Consider the following 22931-nt stretch of genomic DNA (forward strand, 5'->3'; position numbering starts at 1 on the left):
TGCGCTGCAAGCGTTTCTTCGCGTGGAGCCGGTTGGGCCGCGGCACCGCCTGTTGCCAATAGCAGTCCGCCGTACTGATGGACTTACGTCCTGATTGATTTGGCAACGTAGCTTGAAGTTCCTGTTCAGCGCGCCGAAGTCGGGATGTGCTTCCTGATGCGCACCAAGCTCACGTACCTGCGCATTGCAGCGATTTCTATGGGTTGTCTGGCGCGTTCGGTACAATTCCGGACTGTGACTCTGCCTGGTGCCTTGTCCCGGATGACCTGCTCAACGTCCGGATTGACACGAAAGCGGAGATACTCCCGGCAGACCATGAGCATGGGCAACTGAAGGAGACGGCAGATGAGACGGTTTGTGATGGCGGCCGCGGCCTTGACGATGGCGACATCGGCGGCGCAAGCGGACATGAAGGTCGGCGTCCTGATGGGTTTCACAGGGCCGATCGAGTCCCTTGCACCCAACATCGCAGCGGCAGCCGAACTTGCCATGCAGGAAGCCACGGAGTCCGGTGCATTCCTGGGCGGGAAGCAGGTCATCCCTGCGCGCGGCGACTCCACCTGCATCGATGCCGCAGCGGCGACCACCACGGCCGAGCGTCTGGTGACGTCAGACAAGGTCGCGGCCATCGTGGGCGCCGACTGTTCCGGCGTGACCATTGCCGTGGCGAACAACGTGGGCGTACCGAACGGCGTCACCATGATCTCGCCGTCGGCCACATCGCCGGCACTCACCACGCTCGACGATCAGGGCTATTTCTTCCGCACCGCCCCGTCAGATGCGAGACAGGGCAAGGTGCTGGCTCAGGTCGCCAAGGCACGCGGCATCGAGAGTATTGCGGTGACCTACACCAACAACGACTACGGGAAGGGTCTGGCAGACTCGTTCTCAAACGCCTTCAAGGCGGCCGGCGGTGCGGTCGTGCTGACAGTGGCGCACGAGGACAGCAAGGCCGACTACGCGGCGGAGGTCGGCGCGCTTGCCGCGTCCGGCGCAGAGCATCTCGCCGTGTTCGGCTACATCGACAAGGGCGGCAAGGGGATCATCCAGGCATCGCTTGACGCCGGCGCCTTCGACACGTTCCTGCTCGCAGACGGCATGGTCGGCGATTCCCTGGTTGAAGCCATAGGGGAGGCACTGAACGGGTCCGTGGCGACCGCACCCGGTTCCGATTCCCCGAACGCCAAGAAGTTCCAGGCGGCCGCGGCACAGGCCGGCGTCGACGGTTCCAAACCGTTTTCCGGAGAGAGCTATGACGCAGCGGCGCTGATCATCCTCGCCGCCCAAGCGGCGGGGTCGACGGATCGGGCGGCAATCCAGTCAAAGATTCTTGAAGTCAGCAACGCGCCAGGCGAGCAAATCGGTCCGGCCGAGTTGGCCAGGGGTCTGAGCCTGCTCGCCGAGGGCAAGGCGATCGATTACCAGGGTGCGACGGACGTCGAGCTGACGGCGGAAGGCGACGCGTCGAGCCCCTACAAGGAATATGAGGTCATGGACGGAGAGTTCACTACCGTGCGGGTCCATTGACCGATCGCGAGGCACGGGACCCTCGGGCGATTCCCGTCTCAGCGGCGCCCCGGCCTCGTTGCTGATCTAACGCGTACACCGGGACGGGCACCCGCATGATCCGCGTGGTGGACCTGCACAAGCATTTCGGTGGCGTGCGGGCGGTCGACGGGGCGAGCCTGAACATCGGGGAAGGGGCGATCACCGGCCTGATCGGGCCGAATGGTGCGGGCAAGACCACCCTCTTCAACGTCATCGCCGGGGTCTACCCGCCCACCTCTGGCCGCGTCTTTCTGGCCGAGGAGGACATCACGGGCCTCCGCCCGCATCAGCTCTATCGCAGGGGCGTGGTGCGCACGTTCCAGATTGCGCATGAGTTCACCACGTTAACCGTCGTCGAGAACCTGATGGCGTCGGTCGGCAACCAGACCGGCGAAAGCCTTGTCGGGGCGTGGCTGCACCGGGGCCGCGTGCGGGAGGAGGAAGCGAGGCTTCGAGGCCGGGCGGAGGAAGTGATCGAGTTCCTGAACCTCGGAGAGGTCGCCGATACGCCGGCCGGTGAACTCTCGGGCGGCCAGAAGAAGCTTCTGGAACTCGCCCGCGTGATGATGACCGGCGCCAAGGTAGTCCTGCTCGACGAGATCGGGGCCGGGGTCAACCGAACGCTGCTGCGTTCCATCTCGGGGGCCATTCTGCGGCTCAATATCCATCACGGATACACGTTCTGTCTGATCGAGCACGACATGGACTTGGTCTCGCTGCTCTGCGACCCGGTGATCGTGCTGGCGGAGGGGAAGGTCCTCGTCGAAGGTTCCCCCATGGATGTTCGGTCCGACGATCGGGTCATCGAAGCCTACCTGGGCTCCAGGTCGCGAACCGGCGGTCCCGGGGCGGCTGGTCCCGCATGAGCTTCCTGACCGGCACCGACATGTATGGCGGGTACGGCGGCGGCGACATACTGCGGGGCTGCACAGTAGCGGTCGACAAGGGCGAGATCGTGGTGATGGTGGGCCCGAACGGCGCCGGCAAGTCGACAGCCATGAAGGCCCTGTTCGGGATGGTGCGGCTCCGCCAGGGGGAGGTTCGACTGGCCGGTCAAGCCATCACCAGTCTCTCGCCGCAGAGTCGCGTGAAGCGGGGAATGGCGTTTGTTCCGCAGACCGGCAACATCTTCACGACCATGACGGTTGAGGAGAACCTGGAGATGGGCGCCTTCTTGCGCCGCGACGACATCTCGGAAAGCATGGAACGCGTGTTCGGACTGTTTCCCGCTCTCGGGGAGAAGCGTCGCCAGTCGGCCGGGGAATTGTCCGGCGGCCAGCGCCAGCAGGTGGCAATCGGCCGCGCGCTGATGACGCAACCGGCCGTGCTCATGCTTGACGAGCCCACTGCCGGCGTGGCTCCAATCGTTATGGACGAGCTGTTCGACCGGATTCTCGAAATCCGGCAGGCGGGCATCGCCGTGCTCATGGTGGAACAGAACGCCCGTCAGGCGCTGGCGATCGCGGATCGCGGGTTCGTGCTGGTGACCGGCGAGAACCGGTTTACCGACAGCGGCCGGGCCCTGCTGGCCAACCCGGAAGTACGACGCTCGTTTCTCGGCGGATGACCGGCGATGGGCGTCGACGTCGTCAATGCGATGGTCCTGTTGGCGAATTTCGTCGTCGTTCCAGCGCTTGCCTATGGATCACAGCTCGCGCTGGGCGCGCTCGGGATCACGCTCGTCTACGGGATACTGCGCTTCGCCAACTTTTCCCATGGGGACCTGATGGCGTTCGGCACGATGGTCGTGATCATGCTGACGTGGCAGCTGCAGGCGTGGGACGTCGGGCTGGGCCTCCTGCCGACCGCATTGCTGGCCCTTCCCCTTGGCATCGCCGCGACCATCGCCGTCGGCCTGGCCGCCGACCGGGCGGTCTTCCGGTTCTATCGTCTGAGACGCAGCGCGCCGATGGTGCTGGCCATTGCCTCGGTTGGTGTGATGTTCGTCCTCAACGGTGTCGTCCGGGTGGTCATCGGCCCGGATGACCGATCCTTTTCGGACGGCGCTCGCTACCTGATCAACGCGCGCGAGTTCAAGACTCTGACAGGCCTTGCCGAGGGGCTATCGATCCGCACATCCCAGGTCCTGACCCTGGCCCTGGCAGTCATCGCGGTCACGGCGCTGTTCTGGTTCCTGCGCCGTACCCGCGCCGGCAAGGCGATGCGCGCCTACTCCGACAACGAGGACCTGGCCCTTCTTTCGGGCGTCGAACCGGACCGGGTGGTCCTGCTGACCTGGGCCATCGCGGCCTCGCTTGCCGCGGTTGCCGGCACACTCTACGGGCTCGACAAGAGCTTTCAGCCGTTTACCTACTTTCAGCTCCTGCTTCCCATGTTTGCTGCCGCGATCGTGGGTGGAATCGGACAGCCGCACGGTGCGATTGCGGGCGGCTTTCTGGTCGCCTTCTCCGAAATCGCGCTCACCTACCCCTACAAGAAGTTCCTGGGTTATCTCCTCCCTGACGACATGCGTCCCGTTGGCCTCGTGCAACTCCTCTCCACCGACTACAAGCTCTCGGTCTCATTCGTGATCCTGGTCGTGGTTCTACTGTGGCGGCCGACTGGGCTGTTTCGGGGGCGTAGCTCATGAGCGGGAACGCTCGCGCCGCCATCGGTTTCGGCGTGGTCGCGGCGGCGCTCCTGTCCATCGGCCTGGGCCAGTCCTGGTCGGTCAGTCTGGCGGTGCTCAACCTATGCCTGATCTCGGCGGTGATGGCGCTTGGCGTCAATATCCAATGGGGCTACGCCGGATTGTTCAACGTGGGGACGATGGCGTTCGCCGCATTGGGGGGTCTGGCCGCGGTGGTGGTCTCGCAGCCGCCGGTCCATGAGGCCGTTTCGGCGGGCGGCGCGAGCCTGCTGCTCGCCGCCGGAGTGGCGTGTCTGACGGTGGCGCTGATCTGGCTTGCCTGCCAACGGCTGCCGGCCGGCGCCCTCCGCACCGCCGCAGTGGCGGTGGCGGCCCTCGTCGGATACTTCTCGATCAGCGCCTTCTTCAATCCGGCGGTGGAGGCGATCGAAGCCATCGACCCGTCTTCCACCGGCTATCTCGGCGGGCTCGGTCTTCCCATTGTCATGTCGTGGGCAGTGGGCGGGTTGTTTGCCGGGAGCGCCGCCTGGGCGATCGGCCGCGTGGCGCTGGGCCTACGCGCGGACTATTTCGCGATCGCCACGCTCGGGATCTCCGAGATCGTGATCGCGGTACTGAAGAACGAGGACTGGCTCGCCCGGGGGGTGAAGAACGTCACCGGGCTCGACCGCCCGGTACCCTATGAAATCGGCCTCCAGCGAGCGGACTGGTTCCAGGACCTGGTGCACTCGCTAAACCGGGACAGGCTCGCCGCATTGACCGAGTCGGAATCCGCCGCCCTGCTGCGCGAACTGGTGGTCGAGGCCTCCGGCATCTTCGTCAAGCTCTGTTACGCGGGATTGTTCGCCGCCGTCCTCCTGGTCGTGCTGCTGCTCAGCGAGCGGGCACTCCGTTCACCGTGGGGACGGATGATGCGCGCGATCCGCGACAACGAGACTGCCGCCGAGGCGCTGGGAAAGGATGTCTACCGGCGCCACATGCAGGTCTTTGTGCTTGGCTCAGCCGTGGTTGGCGTTGCAGGCGCAATGCTGGTGACTCTTGATGGCCAATTCACGCCCACCAGCTACATCCCGTTGCGGTTCACTTTCCTGATCTGGGTGATGGTGATCGTCGGGGGATCCGGCAACAATCTCGGCGCGGTGCTTGGCGGGTTCATCGTCTGGTTGAGCTGGATCGAAGCCGAGCCGGTCGCACTGTGGGCGGTCGCGACCCTGACGGCAGCGATGGCGCCGGACGATCCTTTCCGCGTCCACCTGGTCGAGGCCGCGGCGCATGTTCGGCCCATCTTGATGGGCGTGATCCTGCTGCTCGTGATGCGTTTCACCCCGCGTGGCGTCGTGCCGGAAACGGTGGGCCGTCAACGACCTCTTTCTTCCTGAACATCCTCGCGCCTACCGAACGGACCGTCGCGAGGAGAGGCCTGACGCCGAAACGCTCCGCTCCCACGCGCGACAATCCGGGCACCAACCGGTCCTGGCTGCAGCCCGAGCACGTCGGCCACGCCCGCTGTTATCCGGGTTGCGACCCATCATGCGTTCCCCGACACTGCCACCGGTGTCCCGAGGCTGGCCGACGGCCAACCGGCACATGGGGGCCTGAGCCCAAGCCGTCTGTGGTCGGATCCGGCACAAAGAGCACGCGTGACCGGATCTGCCGAGGGACCCCGGGCGCCCCACACCGTTGGCCGGCTGCGGGGCGCTCCTTGGTGCCTGACGTCGAGGACCGCGATACGGGTCTGAGGCTACGCTGGGTCGATCAACTCCATTCGCCTCGTCAAGCGTGCAGTTCCTGGGCCATGCGCGTGCCGTCGGCGGCACGTTCCCCGGATGGCGTCTTGACCTCGCTCGGGTCCTCGTGGAGCGACTTGACGATTCCGTAGGTCATCAGCAGCAGGACCACGCTGACCGGCAGGGCCGCGGCGATGGACGCCGTCTGCAGCGCCACCAGTCCGCCGGCGAGCAACAGGATGGCGGCGACCAGACCTTCACCCAGACCCCAGACGATGCGGAAGTGCTGCGGCGGGTGATCGTCGCCCATGGAAAGCATGGTCGTGATCACCAGTGTCCCGGAATCCGACGAGGTGATGAACCAAGTCGCCAGCAGGAAGGTCGCCAGGGCCGCCATGATCCAGTTGAGCCAGCTGACGGACGTCACCTTGTCGATCGTGCCGTAGAGTGCCCCGGGCAGGTCCCAATTGCGCACCAGATCGGCGATACCGGCGGTGCCGACGCCTCCTTGGGCGTTCAGCTCGAGATAGATGGCGGAACCGCCGAAGATGCACAGCCAGAAGAAGGCGATCGTGGTCGGCACGAACATCACGCCCAGCATGAACTCGCGGATGGTTCGGCCGCGGCTGATGCGTGCGATGAACATGCCGACGAAGGGAGCCCAGGAAATCCACCATCCCCAGTAGAAGATGGTCCAGCCCCCCTGCCACGCTGCAGTCCCCTGATCGTTGAAGGTCTGGAAGCCCATCGGAATGAAGTTCCACAGGTAATCACCCGCCGTCGTGACAAAGAAACCCATCAGCCACTTGAACGGACCGCCGAACAGGAAGAAGGCCAGCAGCGCGATGCTCAGCCAGATGTTCCACTCAGAGATGATGCGGATTCCCTTTCCGACCCCTGAGACGGCCGAAAGGGTTGCAACGGCCGAGATCACGGCGATCAGGACAATCTTCGTGACGATCCCCGGATCGATTCCGAACAAGTAGTTGAGCCCGGCCGCCATTTGCGACACGCCGAGGCCCAGCGAGGTGGCCACACCGAACACGGTGCCGAACACGGCCAGCAGATCGACCGCGTGGCCAGCCGGCCCGTAAATCCGGTCGCCGATGACCGGGTGCAGCGCGCTGCGCAGCGTCAGTGGCAATTTCTTGCGGAAACCGAAGTAGGCCAGACAAAGGCCAACGATCACGTAGAGCGACCAGGCGTGGAACCCCCAGTGGAAATAGGTCACGCGCATCGCAGCGACTGCGCGCTGCTCGCTCATCTGGGTAAAGCCGGCTATGTCGGCAAACGGGTTGTTGGGATAGCCCCACGGCTCCGAATTGTCGAAATAGAACATCGGCTCGGCGATGCCGAAGAACAGAATGCCGATACCCACGCCTGCCGAGAACAGCATCGCGAACCACGAGAAGTTGGAGAACTCGGGCCGGCTGTCATCGCTACCGAGCCTGATCTTTCCAAACCGGCTGAACATCAGGTACACGCAGACGAAGAGCGTAATCAGCAGCACCGACACGTAGTACCAGTTGAGCGCCGACTCGATCCATCCGCGCACGGCCGAATAAATGCTGTTGGCGAATTCCACGTTGAGGGCGGTAAAGACCACGAAGGCGATCACCATGCCCTTGGATGCCAGCCCCATCCCGCCGTGCAGTCCCTTGAAGATGCCCGCTTGGGCTACCAGACTTCGGTGTGTCGTCATGTCCACGCTCCACTTCCGTCGACACAGTACATCGTCGGCCGCGGCGGAACCAAGGAATCATCCGCAGGCGGAGCTTCTCCCGCAGACCTGGGGCCACTGCCCATGGCGCTTGGCGGAATCGCATCGGCAGCGATATTGCTTCTTTCGAGCAAGCCCGAGACAGGTCACGACGAAGACGTGGTCCCATCGAACCCGGTGTGCACGGCCTGCCGGTGCGGGGACCCATCCGCTGGCCACGCCGCCTGGCCGGTTTGGCCGCAGCGCCCGCTCAACGCCGCCGCAGCTAGCGCCGCTCGTCCTCCAGGTGCTCGCTCGGCTGACCTCCCTTAATTGAGTACTGTCGATGGACAACGTACAATTGAAACATGATCCGGTCGTTTCGACATCGCGGACTGAAGGAACTATATGAGCGCGGGCAGTCAAGCAAAGTGGCGCCCGAGCACCTCGCGAAACTCTTGCGAATCGTGACTGCTTTGGACCGAAGCACGAACCCGGAAGCGATGGATCTTCCGGGCTATCGCCTGCACCGCCTCCGCGGTCACCATGCGGTGGCGGTCTCCGCCAATTGGCAGGTGACCTTTCGGTTTGATGACGGCGATGTCGTGGATGTCGACTATGTGGATTAGCACTAGGAGGTTCTGCCATGGCAATGAGCGACCCTGTCCATCCCGGAGCCATCGTGCGTGAGGATTGCCTGAAGCCTCTGGGTCTGTCGGTCACGGAAGGGGCACGGCGGCTCGGTGTCGGGCGGCAAACGCTATCCAATCTGGTGAACGAGAAGGCTTCGGTCTCAGTCGAGATGGCCTACCGCCTGTCGAAAGCGTTCGGGTCCACACCGGAAACCTGGCTTGGGATGCAGCTGGCCTTCGACCTCGCGCAGTCACGCGATCTCGAACGGACGATCCAGGTCGAGCGCATCGCTGCCGCCTAGGGCGTACCCGCAGCCGGCATTGCCGTCATCGTCATGCCGATCGGGCATTGCGCGCCAGACGATCTGGTGCGCAGCTTCGTTGCCATCGCATAGCGCGAGTTGATGCTGCCTGCCCCGCTTGCCGGGCAGTTGGCCAACCACGCTGGTCCGAACGACGTCACCTCAGGCCAAACGCTACGCGCACCTCGTGACCGACTCGGTGAGAGAGTCAGGGTCTCGCGTTGGCGACAGCATCCGCACACATATTGCCTCTTCCGAGCGGACCCGCGGCAATTTGCTCAACCTTCGGACGGTGCGCACCGCTTTTCCGTCCAAGACCCCCGGACCTTCGGCGCGGTTTCGATTTCGGTCACCCGCCCGCGCCACGGAGCCGTACTCATGACGGGCGCCGTTACACGTGACACCGTCAAGCGGATGACAGGCGATAGGAGGCTGATCGGTTGGCTTCGAGCCGCGCGAGCCTTGGCCAAGTGGTGCTTTACGACCTGGTCGCCTGATAGGGGCCCCAGGAGGGGTCTGAAGCATCAGTGGGGGTCGGGAGTTCGCGTTCCCGGTTGCCCGTGATGTCGATCGTGTAGATCCGAATCGTGTCGGCGCTGCCCGGAGCCGGTTCAGTTCGCGCAAACGCCAGCAAACGTCCATTGGGCGCCCAGCTGGGACCCTCCACCAGAAAGCCGTCCGCGATCAGCCGCTCGCCGGTGCCGTCCGGGTGCATGAGTCCGATATAGAAGCGTCCCTTCACCGACTTCGTAAACGCAATGTAGTCGCCGCGGGGAGACCAGACCGGAGTGGTATAGCTTCCCTCTCCGAAACTGATCCGGCGGGCCACACCGCCTCCGGAATCCATCACGAACAGATGTGGTCGCCCCGATCGGTCGGAACTGAAGACGATCCTGTCTCCATCGGGGCTATAGCTCGGCGACGTGTCGATCGCGCGGCCGCGGGTCAGCTGCAGAAGATCACCGGTTGCCAAATCCAATGTGAAGACGTTGGTCACACCCTCGCGTGCCAACGACATGGCAACCTCAGTGCCCTCCGGGTGGAACCGGGGCGCGAATGACATGCCGGAGAATTGCCCCAGTTCCTCGCTTCTGCGGGCATCCAGATCGTATCGAAACACGCTCGGCTCCCGGCCCTGGTAGCTGAAGTACAGCGCTCCATTTCCGTCGGGCGAGAAGCGCGGCGTCAAAACCAGATGCGATCCATCTGTGAGGTATTCGTGGTTGGCCCCGTCCTGATCCATGATCGCGAGCCTCTTGACGCGCTCCGTCGCCGGCCCCGACTCGGCCACGTACAGGATGCGCGTATCGAAGTACCCGGGCTCACCCGTGACACGGGTATAGATTCGATCAGCCAGCACGTGCGCCATCCGGCGTGCGAGCGCCAAGGGTCCATTCAGGCGGACACCGACCATCTCCCGGCCGCCATAGACGTCCCAAGCCCGGACCGCCACCTCGATCGTCCCGTCACCCCGATCGCGAACCGACCCGGCGATGAGCACCTGAGCATCGATGATCCGCCAGTCGCGGAACCGCGGCTGCTCTGCCGCGTCCGCCGCGCTTTGCATGTACGCTTCCGGATTGATCTGCCGAAAAAGAGCCGAACTCTGGAGGTCGTTGACGACGACATCACCGATGTCGCCGGCATCCGTCGCCAACAGATTTCCTTCCACATCGAGTGTCAGGGCGAAAGGAACGGGCTCGATCCGCCCCTCGGTGATATCGATTTCCAGCGGCCCTTCCTGCGCCAGCACAGAGTGGCCGGCAACAAGCAGGACGGCGAACGGCGCCGTGAAACGGAAAAAAGCTGACATGCGTGGCATCGAGAACACCTGGCGGGCTAGCGCGGTGGACGGAAGTTTAACCGCACGCGCCGCCACAGTGGGTACTCCTCGGGCGGCAGCCCGGTGATCTTGCCAGTCCTCAGGATCGCGGCCTGGGCACTGTCAAGCAGCGGCCGCAGGAGCGCATTCCGATCGATCCGGTCGAGTTCCGCATCCGAAATGTGAAGATCGTGGATGGTGCCGTCCGGCTGCAGCTGGAAGTCCAGGCTCACGACCATGTCGTCGACCTCCTGCAGTGCCGGAGGGCGCCTCCAGTTGGCCTGGATCTGCCTCTGAATCAAGCCGTAAATCCGGGCCCGTGCGAAGCGGTCTTCGGGTGTGTCGCGCGCGACCGGCCGTGGCACCGGTTCGAGTGCCGCGAGGCGCTCCAGCGTTTCCTCCAGATTGGTCTCGGCCTCCCCGGCTTCCGGCGGTGAAGGTTCTCGTTCGGAAAGGTCACGGAGCATGTCGTCGAAACGCGATGGCGGGGGTGGCGCAGCCGGCGCGGGGGGAGGATCAGCCTGCGCCACCTGCGGGGGCATGGGTTCCGGGAGTTCGGGTTCTACGGGTTCCGGCTCGACCATCGTGGGCGCGGGTGGCGGTGGCGCCGATTCCGAAGCTGGCGGTTCGGGGCTGGGCGGCGGGGGAGCAGGAGGCGCCACCGCTACCGGTGCTGGTTTGGGCGGCGGCGGCGGGGTGTCGTCAACGGGCGCCTCGACGGCTTCGGGTTCCGGCGGGCTGGCCGCTGCGACCGGTTCCGGCGGTCGTGCGGGCGCCGGATCCGCCGGATTCTGTTCCCGCTGCGGCATCGCCGGCGGAGGCGGCGCCTCTGCCGGCTCCAGCACGGGTTCGAGAGCCTGCGCCACCTCCACGTCGATCGAGGGCGGCAGCACGATCGGCCGCGACAACGTTGGCAGGCCCACCACTGCCAAGGTCACGAATAGAGCGTGCAACAGGACCGATAGAAAGACACTCCGGCCCACGGCGTCAGGGCCCGTCGGAATTGGGCGGGACCGTGACCAGTGCCACGCGATGCCGGCCTGACGCCGAAATGAGTCCGATCACTTCCATGATCCGTCCGTAGTCTACATCCCGGTCGCCGCGTACGAACACCCGCTGACCGGACCGGGCCTCCTGAATGGCGGCCAGCTTGGCCGCCAAGGTCTCGATCTCAATCGGTGTATCGAGCAGCAGCACCCGCCCGTCGGCCTGTACCGTCACGACGATGGGTTCATCGTTGCCGGGGATGGGTTCCGCATCTGCCTCGGGGAGGTTGACGCTCACACCCGTGGTCAGCAGCGGTGCGGTGATCATGAATACGACGAGCAAGACGAGCATCACGTCGACGAGCGGGGTGACGTTGATCTCCGACATGGGGGCCCGGGTGCCCCGCCCGAGACGCGCCTTGTGCTGAACCGGATCAATGTTCAAGTTTCGTTCTCGTCAATGTGTCGCGACAGCAGCGCGCCGAGTTCACTCGCAAACGTTTCGAGACGTGCGGCATAGCGATTCAGATCGCTCGAGATCTTGTTGTACGCCACCACCGCCGGGATGGCGGCCAACAGTCCGAGCGCCGTTGCAAACAGGGCCTCGGCGATGCCTGGAGCCACCACGGCCAGCGACGTGTCCTGGCTCACGGCGATCGACTGGAAGCTGTTCATGATCCCCCAGACCGTCCCGAAGAGACCGACGAACGGTGCCGTCGAGCCGACCGTCGCGAGGAAGCCGACGTTTCTTTCGAGGGCGTCCATCTCCCGGGTGACGGTAACGTGCATCACCTGTCCAATCCGTTCACTCAGGCCCGCCGCAATGGTCCGTTGGCGCTCGGTCTGCGTGACCGACCGCTGCCACTCGTTCATGCCGGACACGAACACCGCGGCCAGCGGGTGATCGGGGCGGCTCTGGAGATGCCGGTGCAGCTCCTCCAACGAGCCCCCTGACCAAAACGTCTGCTCGAACTGATTGGCCTTGCGCTTGAGAATTCGCAGTCGGCCCATCTTCTGAATGATCACCGCCCAGCTCCAGACCGAGGCCAGGACCAGCACGACCAGTACGGCCTTTACCACGATGTCGGCCTGCAGCACCAAGCCCCAGATCGTCAGATCGATGTCACCCGTGGTGGTGAGAAATTCGTCCATGTACCTGAAGATGTCCGGAATTACGGTCGGGTCAAGTTGGCAATTGCCGCTGCTACGCGAGCGGGCCAGCGACGCGGGCGCCCTTCCCTTGTCACGCAGGCCAAGGTCAGCGCGAACTCCACCAGCACCACGTCTCGACTACAAACGGTTTGCGAAAGCCGCAGCCTGGCCCCGCTTGCGGAATCCGTTCTGGTATGCACTTCGAGCGCGTCGTCAAGGCGAGCCGGGGCGTGAAATTGCACATGCATCTCGCGAACGACAAAAAACACGCCGAGCTCGGCCAGCATGAGCGTGTGCTCGATGCCGAGGCAGCGCAACATCTCCGTCCGGGCCCTCTCCGCGTAGCGGAGGTAGCCCGCATGATAAACGATGCCACCTGCGTCGGTATCTTCAAAATAGACCCTGATCGGCAGGATATGCGTACCGTTCCGAAAGCAACCGCTTGTCGGAACAGCATCATCCGTCATCGGCAGAGCCAGTTTCGGCGGCAGCATCCGCCGGGAACAATCCGGGAATGGTCCCCGGACGGGGCGGTTTCAGGCCCAACCGCCTCCAGGCCAATCCGGCCGCGACACGTCCGGCTGCGGTCCGCTGGACAAAGCCTGCCTGCAGGAGAAACGGCTCCACCACGTCCTGAAGCGTCTCGACTTCCTCCGAGAGCGCTGCGGCCAGCGATTCGATCCCGACCGGCCCGCCTTCGTAGCTTCGGACCAGGCAGTCGAGGTAGCGGCGGTCCAAGGCATCCAGCCCGTCGGCGTCGATGTGAAGCTGCTCCAGTGCGGATTCGGCATCGTCCTTGACGACCGCATTTGCGCCCCGGACCGTCGCGAAGTCCCGGACGCGGCGGAGCAGCCGCGCGGCCACCCGAGGCGTACCGCGTGCCCGTCTGGCGATTTCGGCGGCGGCATCCGGGGCAAGGTCCAAGCCGAGGAGCGCGGCGCCGCGGGCAACGATCTGCTGCAGTTCCTCCGGTCTGTAGAAGTTGACGTGAAACGGAATGCCGAACCGTTCACGCATCGGGTTTGAGACGCGCCCGACGCGGGTGGTGGCACCGACGACCGTGAACGGCGGCAGCTCGATTCGCATGGTGCGGGCGCTCGGGCCGCGTCCGATCATGATGTCGAGGCGGAAATCCTCAAGGGCCGGATAGAGGGTTTCCTCCACGGTGACGGGCAGCCGGTGAATCTCGTCGATGAACAGGACGTCGCGCGGGTCGAGGTTGGTCAGGATCGCGGCGAGGTCGCCCGGCCGCCCGAGTGCCGTACCTGACGTCGCCAGGATGCCGGTCCCGAGCTCCTCCGCGATGATGTGCGCGAGGGTCGTCTTGCCGAGACCCGGCGGCCCGTACAGCAGGACATGGTCGAGTGCCTCGCCGCGCGTGCTTGCCGCCTGGATGAACACTCGAAGGTTCGCGAGATTGCGTTCCTGCCCGACAAATTCATCGAACCGGGTGGGCCGGAGCGCTCGGTCTGCGGACTGTCGCGGTCCGCCAGCCACCACCCGCACCGCGTCGACAGGCTCGCCCCCGCTCATCGGGCTATTGCCTGGAGCGCATGCCTGACGAGAACCTCCGCACTGACATCGGGATGCTGCGCCTGCGCACTCGACAGCGCCCCCACCGCCTCAAGTCGCCCGTACCCGAGGGCAACGAGAGCCTCGACGGCATCGCGGTAGGCGTTTGCATCGGAGCCCGGGCCAGCGTCGGGAGCGGTCGGAAGGGTGCCGACGCGGTGCTTGAGTTCCGAGAGGATGCGCGAGGCGGCCTTGGCGCCGATCCCTTCGGCCCGCGCGATGGCCTTGGCGTCGCTCGCGGCCACGGCCTGTTCGAGCTCGGCAGGCGCCAGCGCGTCAAGTGTCGCCAGCGCGGTCTTGGCACCAATCCCCTGGACGGTAAGCAGGGCCCGGAACCAGCTTCGCTCGGCATCGTTCCGAAACCCGAAGAGCTCGACCGCATTGTCGCGGGCACTCGTATGCACCAGGACTTCCGCCTCCGGCCGGGCACTGAGCAGCCAGCCTAGCGTGCGGCGGGTGCACGTCACCTGGTAACCGACTCCGCCCACGTCGATCAAGGCCCAGCCGTCCCCCGTCGAATCCAGAATGCCCCGCAGCTTGGCGATCACGGGCAGCCACCCGTGATGACAAGCCTCGCGTGCGACCGGGCGTGGCTCGCGTGGCAGATCGCGACCGCCAGGGCGTCCGACGCGTCATGGGTCTCCAGGGTGGCCTTTGGCAGCAATGCCCGGACCAGTGCGGCCACCCGCTCCTTGCTCGCATTGCCCTGTCCGGTCACAACCCGCTTGACCGTGGCCGGCGCGTATTCGTGCACGGGCATCTGGCGCCGGGCTACGGACACGAACACGGCGCCGCGCGCCAACCCGAGTGCCAGTGTCGACCGCGGGTTGCGGTTGACGAAGATCTGCTCGAGTGCGGCCTCCGAGGGGCCGTGCGCCTCGAGCACCTTGCCGAGCTCGCAATCGAGGTGCCCCAGGCGTTCGGCCATCGTCTGCTTCGGGTTGGTCCGGACTGCCCCCGACGCCACAAAGGCGAAGTTCCGGCCCTTCACATCGATGATCCCCCAGCCGGTACGGGTCAGACTCGGATCCAGACCGATCAAACGCATAGGCTCGGGCACAGCGCGTCAGGGATCCGTTGTGCGCGCCCGAGTCAGGTGGATTCTCGCAGTTTCTCGAGGACCTCGTCGGACACTTCCAGGTTGGCGGAGACGGACTGCACGTCGTCATTGTCTTCCAGCACCTCGATCATGCGGAAGAGCGTCCGCGCCTGATGCTCATCCACCGGCACCATCGTGTGCGGGACCCACTCCAGACGAGCGCTGGTCGGGGTTCCGAACTGCTCGCTCAGGGCATCCCTAACCGCGCCGAACGTGTCCGACTCGGTCCGAACCTCGTGCATGTCGGCGCCGGAAATCACATCGTCGGCACCGGCCTCGGCCGCGGCTTCCAGCATGCTGTCAGCATCGGCCGTGTCGGCCGCGTAACGGATCACTCCCTGACGCGAAAAGGCGAAACCGACGCTGCCGGTCTCCCCGAGCGTGCCCCCATGCTTTCCGAAGGCCGCGCGCACCTCCGAGACCGTTCGGTTCCGGTTGTCGGTCAGGGCCTCGACGATGACGGCCACACCGCCCGTGGCATGGCCCTCGTACCGGACCTCCTGGTAGTCACTTCCCGCCGCCGGACCCTGCGCCTTCTGAATCGACCGCTCGATGCGGTCCTTCGGCATGTTCTCCGCCCGAGCGGCCAGCACCGCGGTGCGGAGCCGGGGATTCTTGTCGGGATCCGGGAGTCCGGACCGGGCGGCGACCGTGATCTCGCGCGAGAGCTTCGAAAAGATCTTGGACCGCTTGGCGTCCTGCGCGCCCTTGCGATACATGATGTTCTTGAATTGCGAATGACCGGCCATGAGCTTTTCGACAAGTTCCTGCAATGCTGACGTCAACGACGAAATTTATCATACGACCATTGGCCACGGGCCTCACGAAGCGCCATGGACCTGCCATCGGTCCGCTGCCTCGGACCCGCGGTCCGATACCTGGCCCGCTTCGGGCGTTCCCCCGTTCCGGCGTCCCCTCCCTGCCCTGACAATCGCCCGCCAAGAAAGGCGGCGCCGCACTCGTGGAACGAATGCAGCGCACCGCGCGCTCGCCGGAGGTCTCGCCCCGCGTTATGGCAGAGGCCGTCAGTCAGGTGGACGGCGTCGCCGCTCTCGAGCTTCCGGTCGTTCGCCAGCCATGCTCGCTGCCGATCCGGACCGCCGGTCACCCGTCGATCCAGCGAGGCCCGCCAGCTAGGCCGGCGCGTGGGCCGGTCTCGGGGTGTCCTGCCGGGCGGCTCGCGCCTTCAGTTGCGCGACGAGTGGTGGGCAACGGGTCTTGTCGTCGTGCAGGACCTGGCAGTCCAGGCAGTAGAAGCATTCGCTCATGTTGATCTTGCCGGACCGGTCGATGGCGCCGGTGGGACAGACGGGCCCGCAGGCCTGGCAGGGACTGCCGCACTCGGGGCGGCGCCGGAGGAACGAGAACACCCGGATCCGGCCGAGGATCGCGAGGCCGGCACCAAGGGGACACAAGAAGCGGCAGAAGGCGCGCTCCACGAACAGCGCGAGAATCAGGAGCCCGCCCGCCCACAGCACCGCCGCCGTCGGCGCGTCGAAGCGGAGCGTGATCGCGGTCTTGAACGGCTCGATGCCGGCCGCCCACGCCGCCCACTCGAAATCCACGAACGTAAGCACAAGGAGGACGGCCAGAACCGCGTACTTCACGCCGGAGAGTCGCTTGGTCCAGAGCGGCGGTATGTGCGGCCGCCGGACCCGGAACGTCCGCGCGAGACGACCCAGCAGTTCCTGCATGGCTCCGTAGGGACACAGCCAGCCGCAGAAGAGCGAGCGACCCCAGAATGGCAGGGTCACCAGTGCCGCAATGCCAACGATCGTGATCAGTGGCTCCGCGAGAAATCCGGCGAACCCGCCGCCGTAGAACGGAACCTGGACGACGTTCATGAGGTGGAGGACCGTGAGCTGCCCTCCCGCCACGATCCCGAGCCAGCCGACGATCCAGACGAGGAGACCGATCCGGATGACCCGATAGAGGGTGCGGTTGCGCACGATTAAGCGCTGGAAGGTGAGTGTCAGGATGACCGCGAGCGCCGTCGCAAACCCCAGCGCCACGGTCACGGGCTGGTCACGCCAGATGCCCTGCCAGTCCAGTCCGCTGTCCAGCGCAGCCGCAGCGGTCTCCACCGGTGGCAGCGGCAGCGGTTCGGCACGCACGTAACGGGCCGGGATGGCGTAGGTGACCGGGAAGACCGCGGACGCCGGCACGGCGTCTTCCGGCGCCCCCCGGGCCAGGTCACCGTCGACCACGTACTCCAGGCTCCATGGTCGTGTGGGATCCGGCCCGGTCCCGGGAGCGAAATAAAACAATCCCTGGTCGTCCAGGGTGGGAGCCTCGGCGATGTGGTGGAAGGGAAGCGCCTTGAAGAGTTCCGGCGTCAGCGCGATCGTGCGATCATCCTGGCGAATGCGGAGGTTGTCGTACACCTCCGGCGCGACGGCAGTGGCGCGCGTGTCCCGGAAACCAATCGGCCCGCGGAAGCCGACCCAGATGACCACGTCCCCGACCGAACGGCCCGCGGACACGTACTGGTCGTACCAACGACGGTCAAGGATGTTGATGCCGATACCGGCCGGGGTAACGAACGCCGCATAGACCTCGGCAACCGGCTCATCTGCGCCGGCGTATCGGACCGACCTCGGGAGCGCCGTGTTGGCGTCTCCTTCAAGCGCAGCCTCGAGTTCCCCGACCGTAACCGTGCGGGAGGCTATGGAGCTGTCCTCCAACAGCGACGCCCACGGCTGTGCCGTCATCTGCTCGAGATCAAGCACCCGACCCAGGTCATCCGCGGACAGGACGGACCCCCGGTCACGCATGACCTTGCGTGAACCACGCATGATGGCGTCCATGAACAGAAGCGACGAGGTCGTGATCCGGGAGATGGCGTCGACAGGCACGAGATCCGACGTGTCGCCGGCGGTCTCGCGCATGGCGATCGCCTCGCCTTCCAGGACCGAATCCGACAGCCCGAGCCGCATGCTGATCCCGCGGGCGGTGTCGATCTCGGTGTACTGCGTCAGGTACTGGTGAAAGTCCTCGTCCGTCCGGCCGAGGATGGCGATCGGCTCCACGTGGGCGAGCAGCCGCACGCCCGAGAGCACGCCGTCCTTCCGCACGCCGACCATGAGATGAAATGGCCGCCGCGAGTAGCCCAATCCGCGCACCGTGTCATACGTCTCGAACACGTACCCCACGAGTTGGCCGCCCTGGTAGACGTCTGCACTTGGAAAATCGCCCGGAACGAGTTCGAACGAATCTGCACCTGGGAACACGTACTGGATCGTTTCGTCGTTCAGGTAGGTCGCAAGAAACGAGTCCGTGCCGGGCGCGGTCGTGGCCTCTTCGGGCTCGTCCTCCTTGGCCTGTTGCAGGATCGTGGGACCTTGCGCCGACGCCGGCCAAGCGTGCAGCAGCACGAGGAGGAGCAAGCCCGCGCCCGCAAGCAGTCGCCCACGGCAGCCGCCGTGTCCGGCAACAGTAGTACCTGGCATCCCCGAACCCCCTCTTGTCGGATCCTGCAAGGCCGAGAGCAAACTCCTTCGTGCAGGAGATGTCGGACAGCTGTCTGGATGCGCGTTCCAAGACGACTCGGCCTCGCACCAGAATATAGCCTCAGTGGGCCCGCTTGCGGTCCTAGCTCCGGCGTTACCGCTTTCTCGACCCGCCGGCAATCGTCTATGACAGCCAGCGCTTCCGGCGGCGATAGTGCTTGGCGTCCCGGAACCCTCGCCGGCCCGACTCGCCAAGGCCCAGGTAAAACTCTTTCACATCGGAGTTCTCGGTGAGCTCCTCGGACGCGCCTTCCATGACGACCCGGCCGTTCTCGAGGATGTAACCGTAGTCCGAATGCTTGAGCGCGGCATGGGTATTCTGCTCGGCAAGGAGAAAGCTCACCTTCTCCTCCCGGTTGAGACGGTCGACGATGCCGAAGATCTCGGCCAGTAACTGCGGCGCCAACCCCATGGACGGTTCGTCGAGCAGGATCATCCGCGGGCGCGCCATGAGCGCCCGGCCGATCGCAGTCATCTGCTGCTCGCCGCCCGAGATGTAGCCCGCTTGCGTGTGCCGGCGGTCTCGGAGCCGCGGAAAATAGGCGTAGGTCTTGTCCAACTGCTCCCGTCGTTCCGCCCGACTTTCGCTGCGGGTGTACGCCCCCAACAGGAGGTTCTCCTCGACCGTCAGGTGCTCGAAGCAGTGGCGGCCTTCCATGACCTGCACGAGGCCTTTCCGCACGAGATCGGACGGGGTGAGCGAGTCCGTCTCCGTGCCGTCGTACACGATGCTGCCCCGGGTGACCTCACCCCTCTCCCCCTTCAGGATGTGGGAGATGGCCTTCAGCGTCGTGGTCTTGCCGGCGCCGTTGGCGCCGAGCAGTGCCGTGATCCCGCCGCGGGGCACGCTCAGGGACACACCCTTGAGCACGAGGATCACCCGGTTGTAGACGACCTCGATGTTGTTGGCCGACAGCAGCGGGCCGGACGCGTCATCCGGGCCCGTCGCTGTCGCGGCGTCGGTCATCAGGACTCGCAGGTCCGCGGCGTGATGCCCTTCTCGGCGGCGTACTTCGCGGCCGACTCCTCGATCATCCCGCGCACCAGGTCACGATCGGGCTCCAGCCAGTCGGACGCCGTTTCGAAGGACTCACCCGTCCATCGCACGAACAGGACCTTGCCGCCACCCTCGTGGTCGGCGCAGCTCACGCTGATCGGCGGCACCAGGTTGGTGGCGCCGGCGGCCGCTATGTCGGCGTCGGTGAGGTCCATGTTCTCGATCCCCCAGCGTACCTCCTCACCGCTGAGCGCCCGGGCACCGAACTCGCCCATCGCCGTGCGAATGGCCTCAACGGTCACGAAGGCATTGATGACCCCGCGGTTGTAGAAGCCGGTGCCGACCGCCTCGCGAGGACCCGTGCCGTCGCCGGCATCGTGCACGTGCGTGATGATGTCCTGCATCAACTGGAAGTCGGTCCCGTTGTTGTGGAAGGTCGAACACGTGTAGCCGACGGCCGCGTCACCAGCCGGAACCGTGTCCTGCTCGGCGCAGGACCACCAGACGCCGACGATCTTGTCGGCGGGTACCCCAACGCGGGCAGCCTCCTTCAGGGCGGTCTGGTTCATGACCCCCCAACCGCGGAGAATCACGTAGTCCGGCCGATAGCGCCGCACGTTCAGCCAGACGGCCTTCTGGTCGATGCCGGGGTGCACGACCGGGAAATGCTGCACCTCGAAGCCGTAGCGCTCGGCCTGCTTCGCCAGGACCGGCGCCGTCTCCTTGCCGTAGGCCGAGTCGTGGTGGACGTTGGCGATCTTCAGCCCGTCCAGGTTCTCGAAGCCGCCCTCCAGGCTCGCGATGTAACGGATCTTGGCGGTGTTCTGGCTCCAGTAGTTCACCATCAGCGGAAACACGTACGGGAATACCCGTCCGTCGCTTGCGTCGGTGCGGCCGTATCCGAGAGTAATGAGCGGGATCTTGTCGGCCGGCAACCGGTCGATGACCGCGTAAGTCAGCGGCGTGCCCAGCGGGTTGAAGACTGACGCGCCGCGCTCGCCCCGATTCTTCAACCGCTCGTAGCACTCGACAAAGCGGTCCGGCTTGTAAGCGGTCTCGCACTCCTCCCAGGCGATCCGCACCCCCTCGATACCGCCGTCACGGGCGTTGATCATCTTCAGGTAATCGACGAACCCGTCCTGAAACGGGATTCCACCGACCGCATACGGACCCGTCCGGTAACTGGTGATGGGGATGAACTGCTCGGCGCCGTCGCCGGACTGATCTTGCGCCACTGCCGGCACCGGCGCCGCCAAGACCAAGGCGGCCAAGGCAACAAACATGCACTTGTGCATGGCTTACTCCCGATTTTCTCAATCAGTAAGGGAACGGCCAGAGTCTGAGCTTTTCCTTGACGATTTGCCACAGCCGCGCCAGGCCGAGAGGCTCGACGACAAGGAACAGGATGATCAGGCCGCCGAAGATGACGAACTCAAGATGGGCAATGGTTTCCGCGGAAAGCGCGCTACCGAACACGCCGCTCGCGTTGGCGATGAAGATTGGGAGCAGCACGATGAACGCCGCGCCGAGGAATGAGCCGAGAATGCTGCCGAGCCCGCCGATGATCACCATGAACAGAATCTCGAACGAACGCAGCACGTCGAATGCCTGCGGCTCGACGGTCCCGAGATAGACGTACGCCCAGAGCGCACCCGCCACGCCGCAATAGAACGAACTGACCGCGAACGCGGTGAGCTTCGTTGCCATGAGGTTGATTCCGATGGCTTCGGCCGCGACGTCCATGTCGCGCACTGCCATCCAGGCCCGCCCCAGTTCGCTGCGAACCATGTTCTTGGCCATGATCGCCATCCCGGCCACGATGCAGAGAGTCAGCAGATAGCGGGACACCGCGCTCTCGAAGCTGTAGCCGAGCAGGGTCATTGGCGGCGCGGTGATCACGCCCGAAGTGGAGTAGTTGGTAAACCAGCCGACGTGCGTGAACAGCCATTCGATGAAGAATTGGGCGGCTAGGGTGGCGACCGCCAGGTAAAACCCCTTGATGCGGAGGGACGGGAGTCCAAACAGGATTCCGACCCCGGCCGCGGCCAGCCCCGCTACGACGAAGGACACCAGGAACGGCACCTCCGGCACGCGTACCTCGAGGTTGTACGCTGCAAAGGCGCCCACGGCCATGAACGCCGCGGTTCCCAGCGACAGCTGCCCGGTATATCCGGTCAGGATGTTCAAGCCGATCGCGGCCAGCGAAAACACCAGGACAGGCGTCAGCACGGAACGCAGCCAGTACTCGTTGGCGAAGAGTGGAATCACCACGAACGCCACCACCAGGAGAATGGCAATCCCGATCCGGTCCTGGCGGATCGGGAAGATGGCGCGATCAGCGGCGTAGGTCGTCTTGTACTGGCCGGTCTCGCGGTAAAACACGTTCAGATCCTCACACGCGTTCGATGATCTTTTCGCCGAAGAGGCCCTCGGGCCGCACCATCAGCACGAGCATCGCCAGCATGTACGGGAACCAGTTTTCCAGCCCGCCACCCACGAACGGGCCCAAGTACACCTCGGCCAGCTTCTCGCTGGCCCCCACGATCAGGCCGCCCACGATTGCGCCCGGGATCGAGGTGAAGCCGCCGATGATCATCACCGGGATCGCCTTGAGCGCCACCAGTGAGATGGAGAACTGCACGCCGAGCTTGGAGCCCCACACGAGGCCGGCCACGAGGGCCACGAACCCCGCCACGGACCAGACTGCGACCCAAACGTGATGCAGGGGGATGCCGATCGACAGGGCCGCCTGATGGTCATCCGCCACGCCGCGAAGCGCCCGCCCCATCGTGGTGGTGCGGAAGAACACGCCCAGCCCGGCCACGAGGAGGGCCACGACGGCGGCGGCGACCAAATCGAAGTGGCTGACCAGAATGGGCCCCAGCCACAAACCCCGATCGGGAATTCCGAGATCGAGGACGTGCACTTCCGTACCCCAGACGGTCTGGCCAAGGCCCTCCAGGAAGTAGGCCAGCCCGATGGTCGCCATGAACAGGATGACCTGGGGTTGGTTCACCATGTGTCGGAACACAAAACGTTCCACGGCGAAGGCGAGCACCACCATCACGGCCAGCGTGATCACGGCTGCCAGCAGCATCGGCGCACCCAGCTCCAGCACGCCCACGAAGGTCAGCGCCGCAAACAGCACCATGGTGCCTTGGGCAAAGTTGAAGATGCCTGATGCCTTGTAGATCAGCACGAAACCGAGGGCGACAAGCGAGTACAGCGTGCCCGACAGCAGGCCGCCAATCAGCACCTCGAGGAAGAAGTAAAGCTCGTCCATCACGCGTCCGGTC

At 65.1% G+C, this 22931-nt stretch carries 22 protein-coding genes; 7 read left to right on the forward strand and 15 right to left on the reverse strand.

The window, feature by feature from the left end:
* The first annotated feature begins 345 nt into the window (after nucleotides 1–345).
* The 5 genes from OXH60_05935 (at nucleotide 346) to OXH60_05955 (ending at nucleotide 5517) form a co-directional block, all read left to right on the forward strand.
* Entirely contained in the window at nucleotides 346–1527 is a 1182-nt protein-coding gene (locus OXH60_05935; protein ID MDE0711656.1) for an ABC transporter substrate-binding protein, read from the forward strand.
* Between the two features lie 95 nt (nucleotides 1528–1622).
* Complete coding sequence (locus OXH60_05940; protein MDE0711657.1) at nucleotides 1623–2414, forward strand: ABC transporter ATP-binding protein; 792 nt, start codon at nucleotides 1623–1625, stop codon at nucleotides 2412–2414.
* Nucleotides 2411–3115, forward strand: coding sequence for an ABC transporter ATP-binding protein (locus tag OXH60_05945; protein ID MDE0711658.1), 705 nt, complete (start codon nucleotides 2411–2413; stop codon nucleotides 3113–3115). The genes OXH60_05940 and OXH60_05945 overlap by 4 nt, the downstream gene beginning before the upstream one ends.
* 6 nt (nucleotides 3116–3121) lie before the next feature.
* Nucleotides 3122–4138 (forward strand): branched-chain amino acid ABC transporter permease, encoded by a 1017-nt coding sequence (locus tag OXH60_05950; GenBank protein ID MDE0711659.1) that lies wholly within the window; start codon nucleotides 3122–3124, stop codon nucleotides 4136–4138.
* Entirely contained in the window at nucleotides 4135–5517 is a 1383-nt protein-coding gene (locus OXH60_05955; GenBank protein MDE0711660.1) for a branched-chain amino acid ABC transporter permease, read from the forward strand. The genes OXH60_05950 and OXH60_05955 overlap by 4 nt, the downstream gene beginning before the upstream one ends.
* Before the next feature lie 394 nt (nucleotides 5518–5911).
* Here the strand turns inward: OXH60_05955 and OXH60_05960 are convergent, their stop codons facing one another.
* Nucleotides 5912–7567 carry a BCCT family transporter gene (locus OXH60_05960; GenBank protein ID MDE0711661.1) on the reverse strand — a complete coding sequence of 552 codons (1656 nt, stop codon included), beginning with the start codon at nucleotides 7565–7567 and terminating at the stop codon, nucleotides 5912–5914.
* 365 nt (nucleotides 7568–7932) lie between these two features.
* Here OXH60_05960 and OXH60_05965 point away from each other — a divergent pair, with 365 nt between their 5' ends.
* Nucleotides 7933–8193 carry a type II toxin-antitoxin system RelE/ParE family toxin gene (locus tag OXH60_05965; GenBank protein ID MDE0711662.1) on the forward strand — a complete coding sequence of 87 codons (261 nt, stop codon included), beginning with the start codon at nucleotides 7933–7935 and terminating at the stop codon, nucleotides 8191–8193.
* A gap of 23 nt (nucleotides 8194–8216) precedes the next feature.
* On the forward strand, nucleotides 8217–8498 hold the full coding sequence (locus OXH60_05970; protein MDE0711663.1) for a HigA family addiction module antitoxin: 282 nt from the start codon (nucleotides 8217–8219) through the stop codon (nucleotides 8496–8498).
* Nucleotides 8499–8976: 478 nt separating this feature from the next.
* Here OXH60_05970 and tolB read toward each other — a convergent pair whose 3' ends face one another.
* The 14 genes from tolB to OXH60_06040 all read right to left on the reverse strand — a co-directional run bounded on the left by tolB (nucleotide 8977) and on the right by OXH60_06040 (nucleotide 22918).
* Complete coding sequence (gene tolB, locus OXH60_05975; protein ID MDE0711664.1) at nucleotides 8977–10311, reverse strand: Tol-Pal system beta propeller repeat protein TolB; 1335 nt, start codon at nucleotides 10309–10311, stop codon at nucleotides 8977–8979.
* A gap of 26 nt (nucleotides 10312–10337) precedes the next feature.
* Nucleotides 10338–11303, reverse strand: coding sequence for a cell envelope integrity protein TolA (locus tag OXH60_05980; protein ID MDE0711665.1), 966 nt, complete (start codon nucleotides 11301–11303; stop codon nucleotides 10338–10340).
* A gap of 4 nt (nucleotides 11304–11307) precedes the next feature.
* Complete coding sequence (locus OXH60_05985) at nucleotides 11308–11751, reverse strand: biopolymer transporter ExbD (GenBank protein MDE0711666.1); 444 nt, start codon at nucleotides 11749–11751, stop codon at nucleotides 11308–11310.
* Complete coding sequence (gene tolQ, locus OXH60_05990; protein MDE0711667.1) at nucleotides 11748–12458, reverse strand: protein TolQ; 711 nt, start codon at nucleotides 12456–12458, stop codon at nucleotides 11748–11750. The genes OXH60_05985 and tolQ overlap by 4 nt, the downstream gene beginning before the upstream one ends.
* Before the next feature lie 20 nt (nucleotides 12459–12478).
* Entirely contained in the window at nucleotides 12479–12925 is a 447-nt protein-coding gene (ybgC, locus tag OXH60_05995) for a tol-pal system-associated acyl-CoA thioesterase (protein MDE0711668.1), read from the reverse strand.
* On the reverse strand, nucleotides 12915–13991 hold the full coding sequence (gene ruvB / locus OXH60_06000) for a Holliday junction branch migration DNA helicase RuvB (protein MDE0711669.1): 1077 nt from the start codon (nucleotides 13989–13991) through the stop codon (nucleotides 12915–12917). The genes ybgC and ruvB overlap by 11 nt, the downstream gene beginning before the upstream one ends.
* Nucleotides 13988–14578 (reverse strand): Holliday junction branch migration protein RuvA, encoded by a 591-nt coding sequence (ruvA, locus tag OXH60_06005; protein MDE0711670.1) that lies wholly within the window; start codon nucleotides 14576–14578, stop codon nucleotides 13988–13990. Before ruvA ends, ruvB begins: the two co-directional genes overlap by 4 nt.
* Nucleotides 14575–15090 (reverse strand): crossover junction endodeoxyribonuclease RuvC, encoded by a 516-nt coding sequence (gene ruvC / locus OXH60_06010; protein MDE0711671.1) that lies wholly within the window; start codon nucleotides 15088–15090, stop codon nucleotides 14575–14577. Before ruvC ends, ruvA begins: the two co-directional genes overlap by 4 nt.
* 32 nt (nucleotides 15091–15122) lie before the next feature.
* Complete coding sequence (locus OXH60_06015) at nucleotides 15123–15878, reverse strand: YebC/PmpR family DNA-binding transcriptional regulator (protein MDE0711672.1); 756 nt, start codon at nucleotides 15876–15878, stop codon at nucleotides 15123–15125.
* A 384-nt stretch (nucleotides 15879–16262) separates the two neighbouring features.
* A complete protein-coding gene (locus tag OXH60_06020; protein ID MDE0711673.1) occupies nucleotides 16263–18578 on the reverse strand; it encodes a 4Fe-4S binding protein in 2316 nt (771 codons plus the stop codon).
* A gap of 184 nt (nucleotides 18579–18762) precedes the next feature.
* The gene (locus tag OXH60_06025; protein ID MDE0711674.1) at nucleotides 18763–19605 is read right to left on the reverse strand and encodes an ABC transporter ATP-binding protein; all 843 of its coding nucleotides are present in this window, start codon (nucleotides 19603–19605) and stop codon (nucleotides 18763–18765) included.
* On the reverse strand, nucleotides 19605–20930 hold the full coding sequence (locus OXH60_06030; protein ID MDE0711675.1) for an ABC transporter substrate-binding protein: 1326 nt from the start codon (nucleotides 20928–20930) through the stop codon (nucleotides 19605–19607). The genes OXH60_06025 and OXH60_06030 overlap by 1 nt, the downstream gene beginning before the upstream one ends.
* A gap of 22 nt (nucleotides 20931–20952) precedes the next feature.
* Entirely contained in the window at nucleotides 20953–22017 is a 1065-nt protein-coding gene (locus OXH60_06035; protein MDE0711676.1) for a branched-chain amino acid ABC transporter permease, read from the reverse strand.
* A gap of 10 nt (nucleotides 22018–22027) precedes the next feature.
* Nucleotides 22028–22918 carry a branched-chain amino acid ABC transporter permease gene (locus OXH60_06040; protein ID MDE0711677.1) on the reverse strand — a complete coding sequence of 297 codons (891 nt, stop codon included), beginning with the start codon at nucleotides 22916–22918 and terminating at the stop codon, nucleotides 22028–22030.
* Between the last annotated feature and the right edge of the window lie 13 nt (nucleotides 22919–22931).

It is taken from the genome of Rhodospirillales bacterium (assembly GCA_028824295.1).
Taxonomy (GTDB): Bacteria; Pseudomonadota; Alphaproteobacteria; order TMED109; family TMED109; genus VXPW01.

Bases quoted from the DNA above. Each gene is read 5' to 3' on its own strand.
- OXH60_05935 (MDE0711656.1), top strand. From the start codon at position 346: ATGAGACGGTTTGTGATGGCGGCCGCGGCCTTGACGATGGCGACATCG.
- OXH60_05940 (MDE0711657.1), top strand. From the start codon at position 1,623: ATGATCCGCGTGGTGGACCTGCACAAGCATTTCGGTGGCGTGCGGGCG.
- OXH60_05945 (MDE0711658.1), top strand. From the start codon at position 2,411: ATGAGCTTCCTGACCGGCACCGACATGTATGGCGGGTACGGCGGCGGC.
- OXH60_05950 (MDE0711659.1), top strand. From the start codon at position 3,122: ATGGGCGTCGACGTCGTCAATGCGATGGTCCTGTTGGCGAATTTCGTC.
- OXH60_05955 (MDE0711660.1), top strand. From the start codon at position 4,135: ATGAGCGGGAACGCTCGCGCCGCCATCGGTTTCGGCGTGGTCGCGGCG.
- OXH60_05960 (MDE0711661.1), bottom strand. From the start codon at position 7,567: ATGACGACACACCGAAGTCTGGTAGCCCAAGCGGGCATCTTCAAGGGA.
- OXH60_05965 (MDE0711662.1), top strand. From the start codon at position 7,933: ATGATCCGGTCGTTTCGACATCGCGGACTGAAGGAACTATATGAGCGC.
- OXH60_05970 (MDE0711663.1), top strand. From the start codon at position 8,217: ATGAGCGACCCTGTCCATCCCGGAGCCATCGTGCGTGAGGATTGCCTG.
- tolB (MDE0711664.1), bottom strand. From the start codon at position 10,311: ATGTCAGCTTTTTTCCGTTTCACGGCGCCGTTCGCCGTCCTGCTTGTT.
- tolQ (MDE0711667.1), bottom strand. From the start codon at position 12,458: ATGGACGAATTTCTCACCACCACGGGTGACATCGATCTGACGATCTGG.
- ybgC (MDE0711668.1), bottom strand. From the start codon at position 12,925: ATGACGGATGATGCTGTTCCGACAAGCGGTTGCTTTCGGAACGGTACG.
- ruvB (MDE0711669.1), bottom strand. From the start codon at position 13,991: ATGAGCGGGGGCGAGCCTGTCGACGCGGTGCGGGTGGTGGCTGGCGGA.
- OXH60_06015 (MDE0711672.1), bottom strand. From the start codon at position 15,878: ATGGCCGGTCATTCGCAATTCAAGAACATCATGTATCGCAAGGGCGCG.
- OXH60_06020 (MDE0711673.1), bottom strand. From the start codon at position 18,578: ATGCCAGGTACTACTGTTGCCGGACACGGCGGCTGCCGTGGGCGACTG.
- OXH60_06025 (MDE0711674.1), bottom strand. From the start codon at position 19,605: ATGACCGACGCCGCGACAGCGACGGGCCCGGATGACGCGTCCGGCCCG.
- OXH60_06030 (MDE0711675.1), bottom strand. From the start codon at position 20,930: ATGCACAAGTGCATGTTTGTTGCCTTGGCCGCCTTGGTCTTGGCGGCG.
- OXH60_06040 (MDE0711677.1), bottom strand. From the start codon at position 22,918: ATGGACGAGCTTTACTTCTTCCTCGAGGTGCTGATTGGCGGCCTGCTG.